The sequence below is a fragment of the Brevibacterium rongguiense genome (genome assembly GCF_009857845.1).
GTDB classification, from domain to species: Bacteria; Actinomycetota; Actinomycetes; order Actinomycetales; family Brevibacteriaceae; genus Brevibacterium; species Brevibacterium rongguiense.
Map to the genome: position 1 here is coordinate 46,430 of NZ_WWEQ01000011.1, position 21,730 is coordinate 68,159.

The 21,730-nt window shown below is 72.4% G+C and carries 12 protein-coding genes, 2 tRNA genes and 2 pseudogenes; 4 read left to right on the forward strand and 12 right to left on the reverse strand.

Going from position 1 to position 21,730, the window contains the following annotated elements; translation table 11 throughout:
• Nucleotides 1-81: 81 nt before the first annotated feature.
• Entirely contained in the window at nt 82-1,284 is a 1,203-nt protein-coding gene (locus GSY69_RS04145) for a branched-chain amino acid ABC transporter substrate-binding protein (RefSeq protein ID WP_235936274.1), read from the reverse strand.
• A 238-nt stretch (nt 1,285-1,522) separates the two neighbouring features.
• Here GSY69_RS04145 and GSY69_RS04150 point away from each other — a divergent pair, with 238 nt between their 5' ends.
• On the forward strand, nt 1,523-1,957 hold the full coding sequence (locus tag GSY69_RS04150; protein WP_160952620.1) for an OsmC family peroxiredoxin: 435 nt from the start codon (nt 1,523-1,525) through the stop codon (nt 1,955-1,957).
• Here the strand turns inward: GSY69_RS04150 and coaE are convergent.
• The 3 genes from coaE to rpsA all read right to left on the reverse strand — a co-directional run bounded on the left by coaE (nt 1,932) and on the right by rpsA (nt 6,441).
• Nucleotides 1,932-3,014, reverse strand: a complete 1,083-nt coding sequence (gene coaE, locus GSY69_RS04155) for a dephospho-CoA kinase (RefSeq protein ID WP_160952621.1) — start codon at nt 3,012-3,014, stop codon at nt 1,932-1,934. The genes GSY69_RS04150 and coaE overlap by 26 nt on opposite strands.
• 28 nt (nt 3,015-3,042) lie before the next feature.
• Nucleotides 3,043-4,839 carry a hypothetical protein gene (locus tag GSY69_RS04160; RefSeq protein ID WP_160952622.1) on the reverse strand — a complete coding sequence of 599 codons (1,797 nt, stop codon included), beginning with the start codon at nt 4,837-4,839 and terminating at the stop codon, nt 3,043-3,045.
• A 93-nt stretch (nt 4,840-4,932) separates the two neighbouring features.
• Entirely contained in the window at nt 4,933-6,441 is a 1,509-nt protein-coding gene (rpsA, locus tag GSY69_RS04165) for a 30S ribosomal protein S1 (RefSeq protein ID WP_160952623.1), read from the reverse strand.
• 253 nt (nt 6,442-6,694) lie between these two features.
• On the opposite strand from rpsA, the gene GSY69_RS04170 reads away from it, so the two are divergent.
• Nucleotides 6,695-7,531: a class I SAM-dependent methyltransferase gene (locus GSY69_RS04170; RefSeq protein WP_268528079.1), complete on the forward strand. Its 837-nt coding sequence runs from the start codon at nt 6,695-6,697 to the stop codon at nt 7,529-7,531.
• A 90-nt stretch (nt 7,532-7,621) separates the two neighbouring features.
• On the opposite strand, the gene polA is transcribed toward GSY69_RS04170, so the two are convergent.
• Nucleotides 7,622-10,276, reverse strand: coding sequence for a DNA polymerase I (gene polA / locus GSY69_RS04175; RefSeq protein ID WP_160952625.1), 2,655 nt, complete (start codon nt 10,274-10,276; stop codon nt 7,622-7,624).
• A 341-nt stretch (nt 10,277-10,617) separates the two neighbouring features.
• Between polA and GSY69_RS04180 the strand changes: the two genes are divergently transcribed.
• A complete protein-coding gene (locus tag GSY69_RS04180; RefSeq protein ID WP_235936275.1) occupies nt 10,618-11,118 on the forward strand; it encodes a PaaI family thioesterase in 501 nt (166 codons plus the stop codon).
• 12 nt (nt 11,119-11,130) lie between these two features.
• Here GSY69_RS04180 and GSY69_RS04185 read toward each other — a convergent pair whose 3' ends face one another.
• Nucleotides 11,131-11,742 carry an ANTAR domain-containing response regulator gene (locus tag GSY69_RS04185; RefSeq protein WP_160952626.1) on the reverse strand — a complete coding sequence of 204 codons (612 nt, stop codon included), beginning with the start codon at nt 11,740-11,742 and terminating at the stop codon, nt 11,131-11,133.
• Nucleotides 11,743-12,162: 420 nt separating this feature from the next.
• On the opposite strand from GSY69_RS04185, the gene GSY69_RS04190 reads away from it, so the two are divergent.
• A tRNA-Leu gene (locus GSY69_RS04190) sits at nt 12,163-12,244 on the forward strand.
• Nucleotides 12,245-12,323: 79 nt separating this feature from the next.
• Here GSY69_RS04190 and GSY69_RS04195 read toward each other — a convergent pair.
• The 6 genes and pseudogenes from GSY69_RS04195 to GSY69_RS14140 form a co-directional block, all read right to left on the reverse strand.
• Nucleotides 12,324-12,399: transfer RNA gene (locus GSY69_RS04195), tRNA-Gly, on the reverse strand.
• A 131-nt stretch (nt 12,400-12,530) separates the two neighbouring features.
• The gene (locus GSY69_RS04200; RefSeq protein ID WP_160952627.1) at nt 12,531-13,721 is read right to left on the reverse strand and encodes a hypothetical protein; all 1,191 of its coding nucleotides are present in this window, start codon (nt 13,719-13,721) and stop codon (nt 12,531-12,533) included.
• A gap of 27 nt (nt 13,722-13,748) precedes the next feature.
• Nucleotides 13,749-15,266 carry a pyruvate kinase gene (gene pyk, locus GSY69_RS04205; protein ID WP_160952628.1) on the reverse strand — a complete coding sequence of 506 codons (1,518 nt, stop codon included), beginning with the start codon at nt 15,264-15,266 and terminating at the stop codon, nt 13,749-13,751.
• Between the two features lie 2 nt (nt 15,267-15,268).
• Nucleotides 15,269-16,735, reverse strand: a complete 1,467-nt coding sequence (locus tag GSY69_RS04210; protein WP_160952629.1) for a glutamate synthase subunit beta — start codon at nt 16,733-16,735, stop codon at nt 15,269-15,271.
• Nucleotides 16,728-21,355 (reverse strand): annotated as a pseudogene (gltB, locus tag GSY69_RS04215) (glutamate synthase large subunit). The gene GSY69_RS04210 and the pseudogene gltB overlap by 8 nt, the downstream one beginning before the upstream one ends.
• Nucleotides 21,356-21,469: 114 nt before the next feature.
• Nucleotides 21,470-21,730 (reverse strand): annotated as a pseudogene (locus GSY69_RS14140) (hypothetical protein); the annotation flags it as partial.

The following is a 21,730-nucleotide window of genomic DNA, read 5'->3' on the forward strand; positions in this document are numbered from 1 at the left end:
GGTTCGCTTTCTGGAGGGTGTCCGGGCGACGGGGCCCGCCGGCACTGCCGGCAGGCCCCGTCATCGGTGGTGGGAGGTGGGTCAGTCGATCTTGCCGACGGAGACGATCTTGTCGCCGTCGGTCTTGTAGCCGTAGACGGTCTTGTCCGTCAGCTCGCCCTTGTCGTCCCACTTGTAGGTCTTGCCGTAGCCCGGTTTGTCGTAGTCCTTCACCCACTCCTCGAGCTTCTTGCGGTCCTTGATGCCCGAGTCGATGCCGGCCATGAGGACGGTGGCCGTGTCATAGCCCTCGACCGAGTAGGTGCCGGGGGCGGTGCCGTTCGAGACCTTCTCGTAGGCGTCGGAGAAGTCCTTGATGAGGTCGCCGGGCACGCACGCGCAGGTGTAGTACGCGTTCGAGGCGGCGGAGCCGGCCTGCTTGACGAACTCGGTGTCCTTCACGCCGTCGGGACCGATGAAGACGCCCTCGAAGCCCTGGTTGGACAGCTGGTTGTCGAACGGCGCGCCCTCCGCGTAGTAGCCGGAGTAGATGACCGCATCGGCCTTGGCGTCGGTGACCTTCTGCGCCGTGGGGCCGAAGTCCTTCTGGCCGGTGGTGACCTTGTCCTCGCAGGCGAGCTTGTCGCCGAGCGCCGACTTGACCTGCTTGGCCAGGCCCATGCCGTAGTCCGAGTCGTCCTGGACGAGGCAGACCTTGGAGGAGCCCACCTTCTCCGTGAGCTTGGCGAGCGCCGGGCCCTGCACGGTGTCGTTGCCCAGGCCGCGGAAGAACGTCTTCCAGCCGTTCTGGGTCAGCTCCGGGTTGGTCGCGGCCGGGGTGATGTGCACGAGGCCCGCGTCCTCGAAGATCTTGCCGGTGGCCTTCGACTCGCCGGAGAACGGCAGGCCGACGACGCCGATGATCTTGTCCTCCTTGACCGCCTGCGCCGACGGGCCGGTGGCCTTGGCCGGGTCGCCCTCGGTGTCGAACTTCTTCAGCTCGATCTTGCAGTCCGGGTTCGCATCGTTGTGCTCGTTGAGCGCGGTCTGCACGCCGTTGACGATGTTGATGCCGAGCTGGGCGTTCGGGCCGGTAAGAGCGCCCACGTAGGCGATCGAGGTGCCGGATTCGCACTTGCCCTTGCCGTCGCCGGCGGCCTTCGCCGCGTCCTGGGGGACCTCGATGGAGTCCTGGGCCGGCAGCTGGTTCTTCGCGCCGCCGCTCTCCTCGCCGCCGCCGGAGCTGCCGCCGGAATTGGCACAGCCGGAGAGCATGAGGGCAGCGACGCCAGCCGCGGCCGCCAAGGAAACGAGACGAGATTTCCTCTGCATAGTGTGATCGCTTTCGTCGGTGTGATGATCATCACGTGATACCTGCGCCTGAGGTATCAGGCATGGATCGAAGATACAGCAATCACGTGATGCACCTCACCATTGCAGGACACGAAACGGTAACGGTTTGCCCAGCCGATTCGCAGGCGCGCCACCCGTCCTGGAATCATCCGGATAGCAAGCCGATTTGTCTGCCGCAGAAGGAGCCGCCATGCCCACTCCCCTCGTCTCGAAGGCCAGCGCCGTCTGGCGCGGTTCGCTGCTCGACGGTTCCGGCACCGTTGCGCTCGACACCTCGGGTGCCGCGAATCTGCAGGTCAACTGGAAGGCCCGCGCCGAGGAGCACCAGTCCGGCGTCACCAGCCCCGAGGAGCTGCTCGGCGCCGCCCACGCCGCCTGCTACTCGATGGCGCTGTCGAACGTGCTCGCGGAGAACGGGACGCCGGCCAGCGACATCTCCACCGGGGCCGATGTCACGTTCGACGTCGACAAGGGCATCACCGAGGTCCACCTCGTCACCGTGGCCCGCGTGGAGGGCCTCACCGCGGCCGATTTCGTCGCCGCCGCCGAGCGCGCGAAGCGCGAGTGCCCGGTCTCCCGTGCCCTTAAGGGCACGAACATCACGCTGAGCGCGGATCTGGGCTGAGCTTCAGCTCGACCGCAGCGCACAGGCCGGGGTCGGCGGGGGCGAAGGCCTCCGCCGGCCCCGGTCGCTGTGCGGCAGGGAAGAGCCCGGCGGCGCGCAGGCCGGCCCGCACCGCAGCGGCCTGTTCGGGCCGGGCGCGCACGCGCAGGCGCACCGTCGCATCGGGGGCATCGGGCGCAGGCGCCGCAGTGGCATCACCAGGGGTCCCGCCGCCGGGAGCGCTGCCGCTGGGAGCAGCCTCGCCGGGTGTCATACCGCCGGGAGCGCTGGCGCTGGTGAGCTCCGCGCTCGCCCCGTCTGCCGCCCATGCCCGCTCCAGCCGAGCGGCGAGGCGCTGCGCCGTGTGCGCGCGCATGGCCGCGGGCGCGGATTCGGCCGGGGCGCCCGTGGGCCCACCGTAGTCTGACGGTGCGGAGTGGTTCGCAGCGGCGCTCGAGGCGGGCCGCTGGGCGGCCAGCGCCGCGGCGAACGGTGCGAGCCGCCGGTCCCAGAGAGCGCCGAAGGCCGCCGTCAGCTCCGCCGGTGTGCCCGTGTTGCTCAGGAGGGCATCGCAGGCCGCGTAGCGCTCCTCGTCCGCGGCCTGGCGCTCGATACGCGCGCGGGCATCGGCCGAGTCCATTCCCCGCTGCGCCGTCAGCCTCTCCAGCCTCATGGGGGCGGGCACGTCGACGAGCAGGCACAGGTGGTAGTCGGCGCTCAGCCCGTTCTCGACGAGGAGGGGCACGTCGTGCACGAGCATCGGGGCGTCGGCGTGGCGGGCCATGAGCTCGCGGGTGCGCGCCCCGATCGCGGGGTGCATGATGGCGCCGAGGTCGCGCGTGCCCGTGTCGTCGGCGAAGGCCAGGCGCGCCAGCGCGGCCCGGTCGAGGGCGCCGTCGGCGGTGAGGACCTCGGGACCGAACCGCTGTGCGAGCCGCGCCAGGGTGGGCCGGCCCGGCTCGACGACCTCGCGTGCCACGGCGTCCGCGTCGATGACGGGCACGCCGCGGTCGGCGAATTCGCGGGCGACGGTGGACTTGCCGGCGCCGATCCCCCCGGTCAGGCCGATGCGCAGCATGCTCTCCCCTTTCCGGCGGCGGCGCCGCTCAGCTCGATGCGCGCAGGTCGATGAGGTAGACCCCGCCCGTCTCACGGTACGCGGTGCCCGCGGCGGCGGCGACGAGGTCGGCGGCCGCCTGCGGCTCGGCCGGCGGGTACGCGGCGTCGCGGGCGATGACGACGAAGTCGGTGCCCCCGCGCCGCACCTCCTCGATCGCCGCGCGCGCCTCAGCGCTGTCCCCGGCCGGCAGCTGGCCGCCCCTGTGCGCCTCGAACAGATCGTCGAGCGCGTCCGGCGGGCTCTCGTAGGTCACCGGGCGCTCGGCGGTCGAGCCGACGAAGTAGCCGCCGCGCTCGCGGTAGCGCATGCCCGCCACGGCCTGCCACAGCATCGGCTCCGCGGCCCGGGGCACCGCCATCGCCATCGGGTGCGGGAGCGTCTTGACCTGAGCGCCCAGCGGAATTTCGGCGGCACCGTCACGGTAGAACTCCGGGATGACGAGGTCGCGCGGGTGCACGGTTGCCGGTGCCACCGCCACGAGGGCCACGGCGGCGGCAGCGGCGACGAGCGCCCTGCGGCGCCGGGAGCGCGCCCGCAGGCCCAATTGCAGGCCGATGGCCAGGAGGAATGCCAGCGCGAGCGTGACGTGGACGGCCAGGCGCATCGGGAGGATGTTGCCGAGCACGGGCAGGAGTTCGATAAGCCGGAACGGGCCGGTCCTCAGGACGGGCTCGCCGTCGAGCAGCCACGGGGAGCCCAGCGACATCAACCAGACGAGCACCCCCGCCAGCGCGGCGACGCGGGTCGGCCCAGCCCACCGGGTGCGCTGGGCGGCGATGAGCGCGACAGCCGCGAACACGAGCCAGGCAAGGCCCACGTAGCCGCCGATCTCCGAGGGGTCGATCCCGGTGACGCGGCCGACGTCGACGGTGCCGCCGCCGAAGAGCGTGAAGCGGTCCGGCGCGATCATGTCGAGCAGGTCCTGGTTCCAGATGCCGTGGGGCCGGATGACGCCGCGCGGAGCCCCCGGCCCGTGCGTCATCTCGAGGACGAGCGGCAGCCCGCCGAGGGCCGCGATGCCCACGGCGACGAGGCAGCCCGCCGTGAGGCTGCGCAGGCCGCGCACGAGGGAGTGCGGGGCGCAGACCAGCCAGGCGAGGGCCAGGGCACACGCCGCGATGAACGAGCCTGCGAGCAGCTCGGTGGAGACGTAGAACTGCCAGCCCACGAGCGCGCCCAGCGCCGCCCCGATCGCAAGCGGGCGGCGCGCGCCGCGGCTGCGGGAGAGCTCGACGAGGGCGAGGGCGACGAGCGGGGGGAACGGTGCGAATGCGAGGTTGAGGTGCCCGGCGCTCTGCGCGATGACGTAGGTGGAGAAGCCGTAGGCGAGACCGCCGACGAACGCCGGCAGCCGCAGCGTGAAGCGCGAGAGCAGCCAGGCGGCGGCCAGTGCGGAGACCACCGGCGCGGCGATGAGGCAGACGTTGTAGGCCACGATGGGCCCGAACGCCAGGGTGAGCGGAACGGCCGGGAGGGCGAGGCCCAGCACGGAGGTGTTCCACGCCCCGTTGGCGCCCGTGGGGGCGTTCATCGCCGTGGCGTAGAGCAGGCCGTGCTGGCCGGAGCCGGCGCCGAACCAGCCGGCGGCCACATCGGCCGCGTGCGCGAACCACCAGACGAAGAGCGAGGAATCGTCGTTCTCCGCGAAGACGCGCGAGCCGGGCGCGGAGACGAGCTCGCCGTTGATGAGCAGCGTGAGCGCTAAGAGGGCCGCGGCGTAGCCCAGCCATGCCCGCAGCGGGCCGCGGGGCACGCGGCCGGGGCGCAGGCGGCGCGGGAGCACCGGAGCACGCAGACGCCCCAAGGGCCCCCGGACGCGCGTCCGGGAGCCCTTGGGTTCGTGTGCTGGAGCCTGGGTGCTCAGGTCAGCCGCCGGTCAGTTGCCGGCGAGCTTCTCGCGCAGCGCGGCGAGAGCCTCGTCGCTGGCGAGGGTGCCCGCATCCGCACTGTCCTCGGAGCTGTAGTTCGAGGCCGTGGATGCCTCGGACGAGCTGGAGGACGAGGAAGAGGAGGACGAGGAGGAAGAGGACTGGCTGCCGGCGTCCGCGTCTGCGGCGATCGCCTTGGCCACCTGCTTCTTGTGCTCCTCCCAGCGGGCCTGGGCGGCGGAGTACTCGCGCTCCCACGCCTCGCGCTGGGCGTCGTAGCCCTCCATCCACTCCTGGGTCTCCGGGTCGAAGCCCTCCGGGTACTTGTAGTTCCCGTCCTCGTCGTACTCCTGGACCATGCCGTAGAGCGCGGGGTCGAGGAACTCCTCGGCCTCCGGGTCCACGCCCTCGTTGGCCTGCTTGAGCGACAGCGAGATGCGGCGGCGGTCCAGGTCGATGTCGATGACCTTGACGTAGATCGTCTCGTCGACGGACACGACCTGCTCGGGCAGGTCGATGTGGCGCACCGCGAGCTCCGAGATGTGCACGAGGCCCTCGATGCCGTCCTCGACGCGCACGAACGCGCCGAACGGCACGAGCTTCGTGACCTTGCCGGGCACGATCTGGCCGATGACGTGCGTGCGGGCGAAGTGCTGCCACGGGTCTTCCTGCGTGGCCTTGAGCGACAGGGACACGCGCTCGCGGTCCATGTCGACGTCGAGGACCTCGACGGTGACCTCGTCGCCCACGGAGACGACCTCGCTGGGGTGGTCGATGTGCTTCCAGGACAGCTCCGAGACGTGCACGAGGCCGTCCACGCCGCCCAGGTCGACGAAGGCGCCGAAGTTGACGATCGAGGACACGACGCCGGGACGGACCTGGCCCTTCTGGAGGGTCTGGAGGAAGTCGTGGCGGACCGCGGACTGCGTCTCCTCGAGCCAGGCGCGGCGGGAGAGGACGACGTTGTTGCGGTTCTTGTCGAGCTCGATGATCTTCGCCTCGACCTGCTGGCCGATGTACGGGGCGAGGTCGCGCACGCGGCGCATCTCCACCAGCGACGCCGGCAGGAAGCCGCGCAGGCCGATGTCGACGATGAGGCCGCCCTTGACGACCTCGATGACGGTGCCGGTGACGACGCCCTCGTTCTCCTTGATCTGCTCGATGTCGCCCCAGGCGCGCTCGTACTGCGCGCGCTTCTTGGACAGCATCAGGCGCCCGTCCTTGTCCTCCTTGGTGAGGACGAGGGCTTCGATGGGGTCTCCGACCTCGACGACCTCTGCGGGGTCAACGTCGTGCTTGATCGACAGCTCGCGCGAAAGGATGACGCCTTCCGTCTTGTATCCGATGTCGACCAGAACTTCGTCGCGGTCGACCTTGACGACGGTGCCCTCCACGATGTCGCCATCGTTGAAGTACTTGATCGTCTCGTCGACTGCCGCGAGGAAATCTTCTGCAGTGCCGATGTCGTTGACGGCGATCTGCTCGGTCTGCGCCGTGCCCGGCGTGGTGGTGGTCATAGAGGTAGAGACTCCGTAATGGACTGGTTCCCGCAGGCCCCGGCTGCAGCCGGCTCCCGAGGGGGGTTGGCGTTATGGACGTGTATGCGCGCTCTCCCGCGGCCGGCCGCTGCGGTCCACGGCGGCCCGGAGTGGTGGGCCGCGCGCATGCGGTAGCATCGGGGCAGGCGCCGGAGAATCGGCGCATACGGCATCAATCGTAACACCGATGAGCCCGCGCGGCACCCGGTCCCACGCGCGGCGAAGGGATCCTGTGAGCGAGCGCCCCGACGAGGCGGAGATCATCTCCGGCGGCTACCTGTCCATCGACGAAGAGGCCTCCGTGCGGGCCAACCGCAGCTACTGGGACTCCTCCGCCGTCGACTACCTCGCCGAGCACGGCAGCTTCCTGGGCGCGAGCGACTTCATCTGGTGCCCGGAGGGCGTGCGCGAGTCCGATGTGGCCCTGCTCGGCGACGTCGAGCGCCGCCAGATCCTCGAGGTCGGCTGCGGCGCAGGGCAGTGCTCGCGCTGGTTGGCCGAGCAGGGTGCGCTGGCCACCGGGGTGGACCTGTCGAGCGGGATGCTCGAGCAGGCTTCGCGGCTGCAGCGCGAGCACCCGCTCAGCGCCGCCGCGGTCCCGCCCACGTTCCTCCAGGCCGACGCGCGCTCGCTGCCGTTCCCGTCCGCGAGCTTCGACGCCGCGTTCTCCTCCTACGGGGCGCTGCCGTTCGTCAAGGACGCCGATGTGGTGCTCGCCGAGGTCGCCCGCGTGCTGCGGCCCGGCGGCCAGTGGGTCTTCTCCGTCACCCACCCCCTGCGCTGGATGTTCCCGGATGTGCCGGGCGAGGCGGGGCTCACCGTCGAGTACTCGTACTTCGACCGCACCCCCTACGTCGAGCTCGACGCGCACGGCTCCCCTGTCTACGCCGAGCACCACCGGACGATGGGCGACTGGATGGCGCTGCTCGTCTCCGCGGGGTTCGCGGTCACCGGGCTGACCGAGCCCGAGTGGCCCGCGGACAACGAGACCGCGTGGGGCGGCTGGTCGCCGCTGCGGGGCGCGCTCATGCCGGGGACCGCGATCTTCTCCGCCCGCCTGCCGGGCTGAGTCCCCGCCGCCGAGGCCCGGGCCGGCCCGCGCCTCGGCGGCGGATCCGCGCGGGTCCCCGCGGGCACAGGGCCCCCGCAGGCGCCCGGCTCAGTGCGCGGCGGCCTGCCAGTCCGGGCCCGTGCCCACGTTGACGTCGAGCGGGACGCTCAGCTGCGCTGCGGCGCCCATCTGGTCCTTGAGGATCGCTTCGACCCGGTCGGCCTCACCGCGCGCCACCTCGACGATGACCTCGTCGTGGACCTGGAGGAGCAGGCGGCTGCTCAGCTCCGCCGCGCGCAGCCCGTCGTCCACCCGGCACATCGCGAGCTTCATGATGTCCGCGGCGCTGCCCTGGATGGGGGCGTTGAGGGCGGCCCGCTCGGCCATCTCGCGCAGCTGCCGGCGGTCCGACGTCAGCTGCGGCAGGTAGCGCCTGCGGCCGTACATCGTCTCCGTGTAGCCGCGCCCGCGCGCCTCCTCGACGACCCCGTAGAGGTAGTCGCGCACCGCCCCGAAGCGCTCGAAGTATGTGTCCATGAGCCCCTTGGCCTCGTCCACGCCGATGCGCAGCTGCTTGGACAGGCCGAACGCGCTCAGGCCGTACACCAGCCCGTAGGACATCGCCTTGACCTTCGAGCGCATCTCACCGGTGACCTCCGCGGGCTGCGCGTGGAAGACCTGGCCCGCGACGAACGTGTGGAGGTCCTCCCCCGCGTTGAACGCGGCGACGAGCGCCTCGTCCCCGGCGAGGTGGGCGAGGATGCGCATCTCGATCTGCGAGTAGTCCGCGCTCATGAGCGCGTCGTAGCCGGCCGCTTCCTCCGGCACGAACACCGACCGGATCCGGCGCCCGGCATCGGTGCGCACGGGGATGTTCTGCAGGTTGGGGTCCTTCGACGACAGCCGGCCGGTCGCGGCGACCGTCTGGAGGTAGGTCGTGTGGATGCGGCCGTCGTCGGCCACGACCTTCTCCAGGCCCACGACGGTCTGCTTGAGCTTGATGGAGTCCCGATAGGCCAGCAGGTGGGCGAGGAACGGGTGCTCCGTCTTGGCGAACAGGTCGGCCAGCGCGTCGGCGTCGGTCGTGTAGCCGGTCTTCGTGCGCTTGGTCTTGGGCATGCCGAGCTCGTCGAAGAGCACGCCCTGGAGCTGCTTGGGCGAGCCCAGGTTGACCTCGCGCCCCAGCTCCCGGTACGCCTCCTGGGCGCTCGCGTCGGCCTGCGCCCCGAACAGCCCGACGAGCTCGGTCAGCCGGGTGCCCTCGACGGCGATGCCGGCCAGCTCCATCCGGGCGAGCACAGCCTGGGTGGGCAGCTCGATGTCCTCGAGGACCCCGGTGAGGTGTGCGGCGTCGAGGCGCTCGCGCAGCGCCGCCGCCAGCCGCGGCAGGACCCCCGCCCGCCGGCCCACCGCCTCGCCGGCGCCGCCCAGGTCGAGCTCGCCCTCGGGCACCGGCGCGGCGATGTCGATGCCGAGGCTGCGCTCGGCGGCCTCAGTCAGGTCGTAGCTGCGCTGGTCGGGCACGAGCAGGTACTCCGCGAGCTCCGTGTCGAGCCACACGCGCGGCTGCCCGTAGCCCGCCCGCACGAGGCCCTTGAGCTGCGGCTTCGCATCGTTGAACACGAGGCGCCCATGGCCTGCGAGCACGGCGTCGAGGGCGTCCACCCCGGCCTCGTCGAGGTCGCGCAGCCGCGCCGCGACCGCTTCCTCGCCCTGCGCGAGCGCAATCCACTCCGGTTCGGAGCCCGTTGCGTCCGCGTCGCTCTCGACGCCCACGGGCGCGGCGGTGTCGAGGGCGCCCAGCCACGCCGCGAACTCGGCGGATTCGAGCACGCGCGGCTGCGGTGCCTGCGCGGCAGCGGCGACGGGCTCCTGGGACGCGGCCGAGCCGAAGACCTCCTGGACCCGCGAGCCGAAGGCGCGGAACTCGAGCTGGTCGAACAGCTCGCTCACCCGCTCGGCGTCCACCCCGCCCAGGCGGGCCGAATCGAGCTCGAAGTCGAGGTCGAGGTCGTCGAGGAGCCGGTTGAGGCGGTAGTTGCGCTCGACGTCCGCACGGTGCGAGCGCAGGCTCTCGCCCGCCTTGCCCTTGATCTCGTCCGCGTGGTCGAGCACGCCCGGCAGGTCGCCGTAGGAGGCCAGCCACTTCGCGGCGGTCTTGTCACCCACCCCGGGCACGCCGGGCAGGTTGTCCGCCTTCTCCCCGACGAGCGCGGCCAGCCCCCGGTAGTTGGCGGGGCTCACCGCGTACTTCTCCTCGATGGCCGCGGGCGTCATGCGGGAGAGATCGGACAGGCCGCGCTTGGGGTAGAGGATCGTCACCCGGTCCGTGGACAGCTGGAAGGAGTCCTTGTCCCCCGTGGCGAGCAGCACCTGGGCCCCGGCCTCCGCGCCGCGGCGCGCGAGGGTCGCCAGCACGTCGTCGGCCTCGAAGCCCTCCGCGGTGAGCACGGGGACCCCCATGGCGCCGAGCACGTCCTGGATGAGCTCCACCTGCCCGCGGAACTCCTCGGGCGTCTTCGCGCGGCCGGCCTTGTATTCGCCGTACTCCTCGAGCCGGAACGTCTGGCGGCCCAGGTCGAACGCGACCGCCAGGTGCGTGGGCTGCTCGGTCTCGCATGCCTTGAGGAGCATGGAGACGAAGCCGTAGACCGCGTTGGTCGCCTGGCCCGTCGACGTCGAGAAGTTCTCCACTGGCAGGGCGTAGAAGGCGCGGTAGGCCAGGGAATGTCCGTCGATCAGCAGCAGCCTGTTCTCACTCACCCGCCCAGCCTATCGCGCACAGAGCGGCGGCCCACCCCGCGCGGAGGGCGGGCGCCGTGCCCCGGCCGAGCCCTGGACGAAGGGAGGGCCCCGCGGTTCCCGAGCCGGCGGCGGACCCCGGCCGGCACGCAGCCGGAGCGCAGTCAGAGAGCAACCGGGCAGCAGTCAGGGGGCAGCAGGAGGGCGGGCGGAGGGCAGCCGGCGGGCGGGTCCCACCCTCGTCCACGCACCCGGCAGGCTAGATTGGGGCGGACGCGCGGCCGCGCGGGTGCGGACCCGCGCGGCCGTCGTCCCCGGGCTGGGACTCATCCCAGCCATGACACCGACAGAGGGAGGCACCCATGGCCGCAGCTCACAGCGCAGGCGACGACGCGCAGGGGGCGCACGGCGCCCAGGGCGGGCACGGCCTGCCGACCCTGCGACCGGACATGGACGAGCGGGAGCGCGCCGCGCTCGTCGCGGCGGCCAATGCCCAGGCGCGCGGCACGATCGCCGATGCCCTGCACTTGGAGATCACCGATGCCGGCTACGACTTCGCCGAGGGGCGCATGCCGGTGGCGGGCAACACGCAGCCCGCGGGCCTGTTCCACGGCGGCGCGCACGTTGTGCTGGCCGAGTCGTTGGGCTCGACGCACGCGTTCGCGCTGGCGGGCGGGCCGGTGGTGGGGGTCGACCTCAATGCCACCCACATCCGCGGCGCGCGCTGCGGCTACGTCCACGGCCGGGCGGAGGTGCTCCACCGCGGGCGCACGCTCATGAGCCACGAGGTGAAGATGCGCGACGACGAGGGCCGGCTGCTCTCGATCGTGCGGATCACGAACATGGTCCTCGAGCGCGGCTGAGCGCGGGCCGGGTCAGCCCTTCTGCTTGCTGCCGATCTGGTCGAGGACGGTCTCGGCGACCTCGCGCATCGTCAGGCGGCGATCCATCGAGGTCTTCTGGATCCAGCGGAACGCCTCCGGCTCGCTCAGGCCCATGTTGGCCGTGAGCAGGCTCTTGGCGCGCTCGACGAGCTTGCGGGTCTCGAAGCGGTCGCTCATGTCCGCGATCTCCGATTCGAGCGCCGCGATCTCCGCGTGGCGCGACAGCGCGATCTCGAGGGCCGGCACGAGGTCGGCTTCGGTGAAGGGCTTGACGACATAGGCCATCGCACCGGCGTCGCGGGCCCGCTCGACGAGCTCCTTCTGGGAGAACGCGGTGAGCAGGACAACGGGGGCGATGCGGGCGCGGGCGATGCGCTCGGCCGCGGAGATGCCGTCGAGCTTGGGCATCTTGATGTCCATGACGACGAGGTCGGGGCGGAGCTCCTCGGCGAGGCGGACGGCGGATTCGCCGTCGGCGGCCTCGCCGACGACGTCGTAGCCGACCTCCCGGAGCATTTCGACGATGTCGAGCCGGATGACCGATTCGTCCTCGGCGACGACGACGCGTCGGATGGGCTGGGCGCTGCTGTCTGATTGAGCCACGGAGCAATCCTAAACCCAACGCGGGCGCGCCCGCGCGCAGTCGAGCGGCTGCCTGTCCGCCCTCGGCGAAACCCGCGCCTGTGCGCGGGCGGTCGAGTGCGCGAGCGGCGGAGTGTGCGGGCGGTCGAGTGCGCGGGCGGCGGAGTGCGCGGGCGGTCGAGTGCGCGAGCGGCGGAGGGCGCCTGCGGGCGCACGGACGGGCAACCCGCCTGCAGCGGGCGACGCAGCCCCACTCGGTCCGCGGGGCGCTGTGCCCGAGGCCGAGCTGGCCAAGACCCCACCTGCCGCGACCGCACGGGCTGAGAGCGCGCTGCCGGAGACCGTGCCGGCCGCGACCACGCTCCCGGCGACCGTGCCGGCCGAGACCGCGCTGCCCGAGACCGCGAGCCGCGAGCGCGATGGCCTAGACTGGGCGGCGTTGCCGGATTGGCGGAATCGGTAGACGCGGCGCACTCAAAATGCGTTGCCTCACGGCGTGCGGGTTCGAGTCCCGCATCCGGCACGGGCCCCGCCCGCGGGCGGCACGGAAAAGGGCCCCGGAGCAATCCGGGGCCCTGACCCGTGCCGGGAGGCCGGCCGAGTGGAGCGGACGACGGGGTTCGAACCCGCGACATCCAGCTTGGGAAGCTGACGCTCTACCAACTGAGCTACGTCCGCGCGCGCCGCACCGCTGCGGCGAACACTGGAAACATACTACCCCACCGCGCGCCGGAGCAACTTGGCGCCGGCCGCAGGGGCGCGGCCGCGGCAGCGCCCGGCCGGCGGCCGCAGCGGTGTTCGCTCCGAGGTCACAGCGCCGGGTCGGCGGCGAACCCCTCGATGCGCGCGCGCTCGCCGAGGACGTCGCGCAGGTCGGGCACCGCGGCGCTGTGGACCAGCGCGCCGTCCGACCGGTCGAAGATGCGCAGCCGCCCCGCGTCATCGTCTGCGATGTCGAGCACTGCCACGCAGTCCCGGCTGAAGTCGACGACCGCGGACTGCTCGGCCACCCAGTCCGCGCCCGTGTCGAACAGGCGCCGGGTCTTCGCGGTCGCGAGCTCCGTGCGCCAGACCACCCCGTCGCTGCTCACCCAGTCGAGGGCGCCTCGGCTGAGCGAGAGGGCGGAGAAGACCGGGTCGATGCCGTAGTCGCCGAAGTCGAACCGCCGCGCGGCTCCGCGCTCGTCGGTGAGCGTGCGCACCGTGCTCCGCCCCGAGGCGGCATCGATCCGGCGCAACCGGGCGGTCTTCTCCTCCGGGCGCTCGCTGTCCACGATCGCCGACACCACGCCGTCCCGGCAGGGCGCCGGGCGCTGCGTGTAGAGGGGCAGCGCCTCGGGTGCCACACGCGCGTGCCCCAGTACGCTCAGCCGGTGGGTGAGCGGATCGATGCGCGAGATCGTCTCCGCCATCCGCGGCTCGGAGTCTGCCTCCCCGTCCGCCTCATCGTCCACGGCCACCCCGATCAGCCCGGACGCGCACACGCCGATGCCCAGATAGGAGCCGTCGACCGCGGTGTCAGAGAAGCGCCCGCGCTGGGTCGAGCTCACGACCACGCGATAGGCGTCATCGGCCTGCCCGTCGTTGTAGACCGCGCCGAATGCGCCCCGCCCGCGCAGCGGGTACGCGGCGACCTGGGCGTCGGGCTTGCGGTGCTCCACGTGCGCCGACCCGCCGCCGAAGAAGCGGTGGTCGAACTCCCGGTCGGCGACGAGCACCTGCCCATCGGACCAGACGGGCGTCCCGCCCTGCATGGGGGCACTCCGGTAGGCGCGCAGCGAGCCGTCCCGGTCGATCGCCGCCACGAAGCTCCGGGGGCGCGCGCTGTCATCGTCGAGGTAAGGGGCCTGGGGGCTGATGAACAGCGCGGCGACGGTCTGGTCCGTCACGAGCGCATCGGCGTCGACCTCCACGCCGGGCCGTGCAGTCGAACAGCCGGCCAGGAGCAGCGCACCGGCAAGTGCGCCGCCCAGTGCGGGCACGAGCGCTCGGCGTCCCATCGGCCCGGCCCGGCTGCCGCGCGCGGCTCAGCGGGCGCGGCCCTGGGCGCGCGGCTCGGGGACCTCGCCGTAGCCGGCCAGGGGGTCCTCGAAGTCGACGTCGTCCTCGCGGTAGGCCGCGGCCAGGCCCTTCGAGGCGTCGCCGATGCGGTGGATGCGCAGGGCGTTCGTCGAGCCGGCGATGCCGGGCGGCGAGCCCGCGACGAGCACGCACAGCTGGCCGTCCTCGGCGACTCCGGAGCCGAGCAGCACCTCGTCGACCTGGCGCGCCATCTGGTCCGTGTGGCGCACGGAGTTCACGAGGAACGTCCGCACCCCCCACGTGAGCGCCAGCTGGTGGCGCACGCGGATGTCCGGGGTGAACGCGAGGACCGGCTTGGGGCTGCGCAGCCGGGACATGCGCCGCACGGAATCGCCGGTCTGCGTGAACGTGCACAGCAGCTCGATGCCCAACAGGTCGGCGATCTCCACGGCGGCCGCGGTGATCGCCCCGCCGCGCGTGTGCGGGCGGGTGCCCAGCCCGGGCACGCGCTCGAGCCCGTGCTCCTCCGTGGACTCGATGATGCGCCCCATCGTGCGCACCGCCTCCAGCCAGTGCTTGCCCACCGAGGTCTCGCCGGAGAGCATGAGCGCATCGGCGCCGTCGAGGACGGCGTTCGCGCAGTCGCTGGCCTCCGCGCGGGTGGGCCGCGGCTCCTCGATCATCGATTCGAGCATCTGGGTCGCGACGATGACGGGCTTCGCGGCCTGCCGGCACAGCTCGACCGCCCGCTTCTGCACGATGGGCACCTGTTCGAGCGGCAGTTCGACGCCCAGGTCGCCGCGGGCCACCATGACGCCGTCGAACGCGTCGACGATCTCCGGCAGCGCCTCGACCGCCTGGGGCTTCTCCAGCTTCGCGATGACGGGGATGCGGATGCCCTCCTCGTCCATGATCGCGCGCACGAGCTCCGCGTCCTCCGCCGAGCGCACGAACGACAGCGCGACCCAGTCGGCGCCCATCCGCAGGCCGAAGCGCAGGTCGTCGATGTCCTTGTCCGACAGGGCGGGCACGGACACGGCCACGCCCGGCAGGTTGATGCCCTTGTGGTCGGAGACCGTCCCCGGCACCTCGACCTCGCATTCGACATCGGTGTCCGTCACGCCGACCGCCCGCAGCCGCACGCGGCCGTCGTCGATGAGGAGGGGATCGCCCACCTGGACGTCGCCGGGCAGCCCCTTGTACGTCGTGCCGACCGCCTGAGCGTCGCCGGGCACGTCACGGGTCGTGATCGTGAAGCGAGCGCCGGCCTCGAGGCGCACCGGGCCAGCGGCGAACGTCTCGAGCCGGATCTTGGGGCCCTGCAGATCGATGAGGACCGCGATCGCGCGCCCCGTGTCGAGGGCGGCGCGGCGCACCCAGTCGTACTTCTCCCGATGCTGGGCGTGGGTGCCGTGGCTGAAGTTGAAGCGGGTGACATCCACCCCCTCCTCGATGAGGGCCCGCATGTCCTCGTAGTCGGATTGGGCCGGGCCCAGCGTCGCGACGATCTTTGCGTGCCTCATGCTCACAACGATACCGGGCGGGGCGCCGCCAGTGCGACATCGGAGGGGCGGACCGGGCTGGGCAGCAGGGTCTGCCCGGTGAGGTGGGCGTCCACGGCGGCGGCCGCCGCGCGGCCCTCCGCGATCGCCCACACGATGAGCGACTGGCCGCGCCCCGCATCGCCGGCCGCGAAGACCCCCGGCTGGTTCGTCGCATAGCCCTCGTCGCGGCCGATCGTGGGGCCGGAGAACTCGATCCCGAAGGACTCGAGTGCCTGCGCGTGCGGTCCCGTGAAGCCCATCGCGATGAGCACGAGGTCGGCCGGCAGCTCCTCCTCCGTGCCCTCCTCGGGCGCCCGCCCGGTCTCCGTGAATGCGGTCCGGGCCACCTCGAGGGCGCGCACGGCGCCGTCCTCGTCGCCGATGAAGCGCACGGTCGAGGCGAGGAAGCGCCGCTCGCCGCCCTCCTCGTGCGAGGTGGAGACCTCGAACAGCCGGGGGGTGGTCGGCCACGGCTGGTGCGCGGGGCGCTCCCGGGGCGGCTCCTCACCGATCGCGAGCGTCGTGACGGAGGCCGCCTGCTGGCGCAGCGCCGTGCCCAGGCAGTCCGAGCCCGTATCGCCGCCGCCGATGATGACGACGTGCTTGCCGCGCGCGTCGATGACCGGCTCGGGGTCGCCGTGCTGCTGCCGGTTGACCGGCACGAGGTAGTCCATCGCGTACTCGATGCCGGACAGCTCGCGTCCGGGCAGCGGCAGCTCGCGCGGCACCTCGGCGCCGGTGGCGATGACGACCGCGTCGAAGCGCTCGTCCAGGTCCGCCCAGCTCATGTCCCGGCCCACCTCGCAGTTCGTGCGGAAGCGCGTGCCCTCCGCCTCCAGCTGGGCGACGCGCCGGTCGATCTGGGCGTGCTCGAGCTTGAACTCCGGGATGCCGTAGCGCAGCAGGCCGCCCACGCGGTCCTCGCGCTCGTAGACGACGACGGTGTGCCCGGCCCGGGTGAGCTGCTGGGCGGCCGCGAGCCCCGCGGGGCCCGAGCCCACGACGGCAACCGTGCGCCCCGTGATGCGCTCCGGGACGAAGGGCCGGATGAGGCCCTCCTCGAAGCCGCGGTCGACGATCGTGACCTCGATGTTCTTGATGGTCACCGGCGGCTGGTTAATCCCCAGCACGCAGGAGTCCTCGCACGGCGCGGGGCACGCGCGGCCGGTGAACTCGGGGAAGTTGTTCGTCGAGTGCAGCAGGTCCACGGCGCGCGGCAGGTCGTCGACCCACATCGCCTCGTTCCACTCCGGGATGAGATTGCCCAGCGGGCAGCCCTGGTGGCAGAACGGCACACCGCAGTCCATGCACCGGCCGGCCTGGCCGATGAATGCCTCGCGGCCCAGCTGCGTGCCGATCTCGCGATGGTCGAGCAGCCGCAGCGCCACCGGCCGCTTGGCCGGCAGCTCGCGCTCGCGGACCTTGAGAAAGCCGCGCGGATCAGCCATGGTTGACCTCCAGAATCCTCTCCCATGCCTCGTCGCCCTCCGGGTCGAGGCCGGTCTGCTCGCACATCTGCTGGATCTCCAGCACGCTCGCGTATTCGACGGGCACGAGCTTGGTGAACCGGCTGAACACGTCCTCGCCCTGCTCCATCTGCTCGAGGAGCGAGGCGGCCAGCGGCGAATCCGTGCGCGCCGCGTGCTCGAGGAGCAGGTCGCGCACGGTCAGCGCGTCCTCGGCGGCCAGCGAGCTGAGCGAGAACGCCCCGGCCGCGCGGTCGGCGGGGTTGATCCGGGCGGGGTTGAAGTCGAGCATGTAGGCGGTGCCGCCGGACATGCCCGCGGCGAAGTTGCGGCCGACGGCTCCCAGGACCAGGGCCGTGCCGCCGGTCATGTACTCGAGGCCGTGGTCGCCGATGCCCTCGACGACCGCGGTCGCCCCGGAGTTGCGCACGAGGAACCGCTCCCCCACCTGGCCGTTGAGGAACATCGTGCCGCCCGTGGCGCCGTAGCCGATGACGTTGCCCGCGATGACGCTGTCCTCGGGCCGCCCGCGCCCGCCCGGTGCCGGGAAGACGCTGACGGTGCCCCCAGAGAGCCCCTTGCCGACGTAGTCGTTGGCGTCGCCGCACATCTCGAGGCTCACCCCGGCGGGCAGGAAGGCGCCCAGCGACTGCCCGGCGCAGCCGCTCAGGCGCACGCGGATCGTGCCCTCCGGCAGCTCGTCGAGGCCGCAGGCGCGGGTGACCGCGTTGCCGAGCAGCGTGCCGATCGAGCGGTCGACGTTGGTCGCCCGGGCGTCGATGACGACGGGCTCCCGGCGCTCGAGGGCCGGGGCCGCGGCCCGGATGAGCTGCTGGTCGAAGTGGTCGTCGATCCCGTGGCGCTGGCCGCCCCCGGAGCGGCGCGAGTCGGCGACCGTGCCGTCCGTGAGGGTGGGCGCGGCGAGCACCGGGGCCAGATCGAGCCCATCGGCCTTCCAGTGGCCGATCGCCGCGTCCGCGTTGATCTGCTCGACGCGCCCGATCGCCTCGTCGAGGCTGCGGAAGCCCAGCTGGGCGAGCAGCTCGCGGACCTCCTGGGCGATGAACTCGAAGAAGTTCACGACGAACTCCGGCTTGCCGGAGAAGCGGCGGCGCAGCTCGGGGTTCTGGGTCGCGACCCCCACGGGGCAGGTGTCCTTGTGGCACACGCGCATCATGATGCACCCGGAGACCACGAGGGGTGCGGTGGCGAAGCCGAACTCCTCGGCGCCCATGAGGGCCGCGATGAGCACGTCGCGGCCGGTCTTGAGCTGCCCGTCGACCTGCAGGCTGATGCGCTCGCGCAGGCCGGAGAGCACGAGGGTCTGCTGCGCCTCTGCGAGGCCCAGCTCCCACGGGGTGCCCGCGTGCTTGAGCGAGTTGAGCGGGCTGGCGCCCGTGCCGCCGTCGTGGCCGGAGACGAGGACGACGTCGGCGTTGGCCTTGGCCACGCCGGATGCCACGGTCCCGATCCCGGCCGAGGACACGAGCTTGACGTGCACCCGGGCGGCCGGGTTGGCGCGCTTGAGGTCGTGGATGAGCTGCGCGAGGTCCTCGATGGAGTAGATGTCGTGGTGGGGCGGCGGTGAGATGAGCCCCACACCGGGCGTCGCGTGGCGCGTCCGGGCGACCCAGGGGTAGACCTTGCCCGGGGGCAGCTGGCCGCCCTCACCGGGCTTGGCGCCCTGGGCCATCTTGATCTGGATGTCGTCCGCGTGGGTGAGGTAGAGGCTCGTGACGCCGAACCGGCCGCTGGCGACCTGCTTGATCGCCGAGCGGCGCTCCGGGTCGAGCAGGCGCTCGGGGTCCTCACCGCCCTCGCCCGTGTTGGACTTCCCGCCCAGGCGGTTCATCGCGATCGCCAGCGTCTCGTGGGCCTCCTGCGACAGGGAGCCGTAGCTCATGGCGCCGGTGGAGAAGCGCCGGACGATCGACTCGACGGGCTCGACCTCCTCGAGCGGGACGGCCCCGGAGTCCAGCGGCACGAGGTCGAAGAGCCCGCGCAGGGTCATGAGCTCGCGGGACTGCTCGTCCACGGCCCTCGTGTACTCGCGGAACACGTCGTAGCGGCGCTCCCGGGTGGAGTGCTGGAGCTTGAAGACGGTCTCCGGGTTGAACAGGTGGGGCGGGCCCTCCCGGCGCCACTGGTACTCGCCGCCCACCTCCAGGCGGCGGTGCGCGAGCGCGGGCCGGTCCGCGGGGTAGGCGGTGGCGTGGCGCGCCTCGACCTCGCGGGCGATGCCGGCCATGCCGGTGCCCTGGAGCTTCGTGCGCGTGCCGGTGAAGTAGGCCTCGAGCAGCTGGGCGTCCAGCCCGACCGCCTCGAAGGTCTGCGCGCGTGGTAGGACTGCACGGTCGAGATGCCCATCTTCGACATGATCTTCAGCAGGCCCTTGCCGAGCGCGCGCAGCAGGTTCTGCACGGCCGCGGACTCGCTGACCCCGGGCAGCCGGCCCTCGCGCACCATGAGCTCGGCGGTCTCCATGGCGAGGTAGGGGTTGACGGCCGAGGCGCCGTAGGCCACGAGCAGCGCGATGTGGTGGACCTCGCGGACATCGCCCGCCTCCGCGAGCAGCGAGACCTGCGTGCGGGTCTTGCGGCGGATGAGGTGGTGGTGGATGGCGGAGGTCAGCAGCAGCGACGGGATCGGCGCGAACTCGGCGTTCGAGTCGCGGTCGGAGAGGATGAGGAACTGGGCGCCGGCGGCGATCGCCTCGTCCGCCTGCGCGCACAGCTCCGCCAGGCGCGCGGCGATGGACTCGCCCGGCCGGTAGAGGCCCCGCAGCACCCGCGCGGGCCGCCGGCCGGCCTGCCCGATGCGCTGGCCGGTCATGTGCGCGAACTTCGCGAGTTCGTCGTTGTTGATGACGGGATAGGGCAGCAGCACCTGCCGCGCGCTGTCGGGTCCGGGCGCGAGCAGGTTCGCCTCCCCGCCGGCCGCGGAAAACAGGCTCGTGACGAGCTGCTCGCGGATCGCGTCGAGCGGCGGGTTCGTCACCTGCGCGAAGCTCTGGGCGAAGTAGTCGAAGAGCAGGCGCGGGCGGTCGGCCAGCGCGGCGATCGGCGTGTCCGAGCCCATGGCGCCGAGCGGCTCCGCGGCCGTCTGGGCCATGGGGCCGATGAGCAGGCGCAGGTCCTCGTCGGTGTAGCCGAACGTGCGCTGCCGGCGGGCGACGGAGGACTGCGGGTGGACGATGTGCTCGCGGTCGGGCAGGTTGCCCATCGCCACCGTGCCGGCCTCGAGCCAGCCGGCGTACGGCTCGGCCGAGGCCAGGCGGGACTTGATCTCCGTATCGGAGATGATCCGCTCGGCGGCTGTGTCGATGAGGAACATCCGGCCCGGCTTGAGTCGCCCGCGCTTGACGATGCGCTCCGGCGGCAGGTCGACGACCCCCACCTCGCTCGCGAGCACGACCGTGTCATCGGTCATGACGTAGCGAGCGGGCCGCAGCCCGTTGCGGTCGAGGACCGCGCCGGCGAGCGTGCCGTCGGTGAACGCCACGCAGGCGGGGCCGTCCCACGGCTCCATCATGAGCGAGTGGAACTCGTAGAAGGCGCGCCGCTGGGCGCTCATGCGCGGGTCGTTCTGCCACGCCTCCGGGATCATCATCATGACCGCGTGCGGCAGGGACCGGCCTCCCATGACGAGGAGCTCGAGGACCTCGTCGAACGACATCGAGTCCGAGCCGCCCGGCGTCACGATGGGGAAGAGCCGCTCGAGGTCGGCATTCGAGCCGTCGGAGTAGGGCGAGGCCAGGGCCTCCGAGGCGAGTTGGGACTCGCGCGCCCGCATCCAGTTGCGGTTGCCGCGCACCGTGTTGATCTCGCCGTTGTGCGCGATCATCCGGAACGGCTGGGCCAGCGGCCACGAGGGGAACGTGTTCGTGGAGAACCGGGAGTGGACGAGGCCGATCCGGCTGACGAGCCGCGGGTCCTCGAGGTCCGGGTAGAAGGGCGCGAGCTGGCCGGTGGAGACCATGCCCTTGTACGTGATCGTGGCGGGTGAGAGCGAGGGGAAGTACACGCCCGCGCGCTCGCTGCGCTTGCGGGCCATGAAGGCCCGCCGGGTCAGCTCCCGCTCGCCCGGGCGCCCGGACTCGTCCGTGGGCACGGGCACGGCGGGGTCGATCGCGACGAAGACCTGCCAGAAGGCGGGCATGATGGCGCGCGCGGCGGCGCCGAGCACCTCGGGGGCGACGGGGACCTCGCGCCAGCCGAGCACCCGCAGGCCCTCCTCGGCTGCCAGCGCCTCGACCGTGGCGCGCCCGGCCTGCGGATCCCCGGCGTCGAGGAAGGCCGTGCCTGCGGCGTAGGCGCCCGGCTCGGGCAGCTCGAAGTCCGTGGCCTCGGCGAAGAACGCGTGCGGGAGCTGCAGGGTGATCCCGGCGCCATCGCCGGTGCCCTCGTCGCCCCCCACGCCGCCGCGGTGCTCCATGTTGCGCAGCGCCGTGAGCGCCTGCTCGATGACGAGGTGGTCGGCAGCGCCGCGGTAGCGCACGATGAGGGCGAGACCGCACGCATCGTGCTCCTCGGCGGGGTCGTAGAGTCCGCGGGCGCCGGGCAGCGCAGAGTGCGGCAGGCCGCTGGGTGTCGTCGATGGCATGGCACCGTCCCCTCCGAATCGAGCTGAAGGCGCAGACGGCGCTGTCCGCGCTGCGGGCCTAGGCTGCGGCCCGCCCGCCCCATGGGTCCCACGGGGCGGAGGGACGACTATACATCAGCGCGCGGGGGGACCGTGACCTGTTTCACCCTCCGGACGATCGACCTGGGGCACGATCGAGATGGCCGAGGTCACAGCACCGAAGAAGCCGAACGAGCGCTGGGAGAACTCGCTGCCCGGGTCCTCGTCGGCGGGATCGGCGACGATGGGCAGCTGGGAGGTCTCCGGGCCGAAGCCCACCTCGCGGGCGGGCGCGGCGCCCGCCGCCGGCGCGCCCCCGTGCCCGGGGGCCGTGGGCCGGGCGGGGGCGTCGGCCGG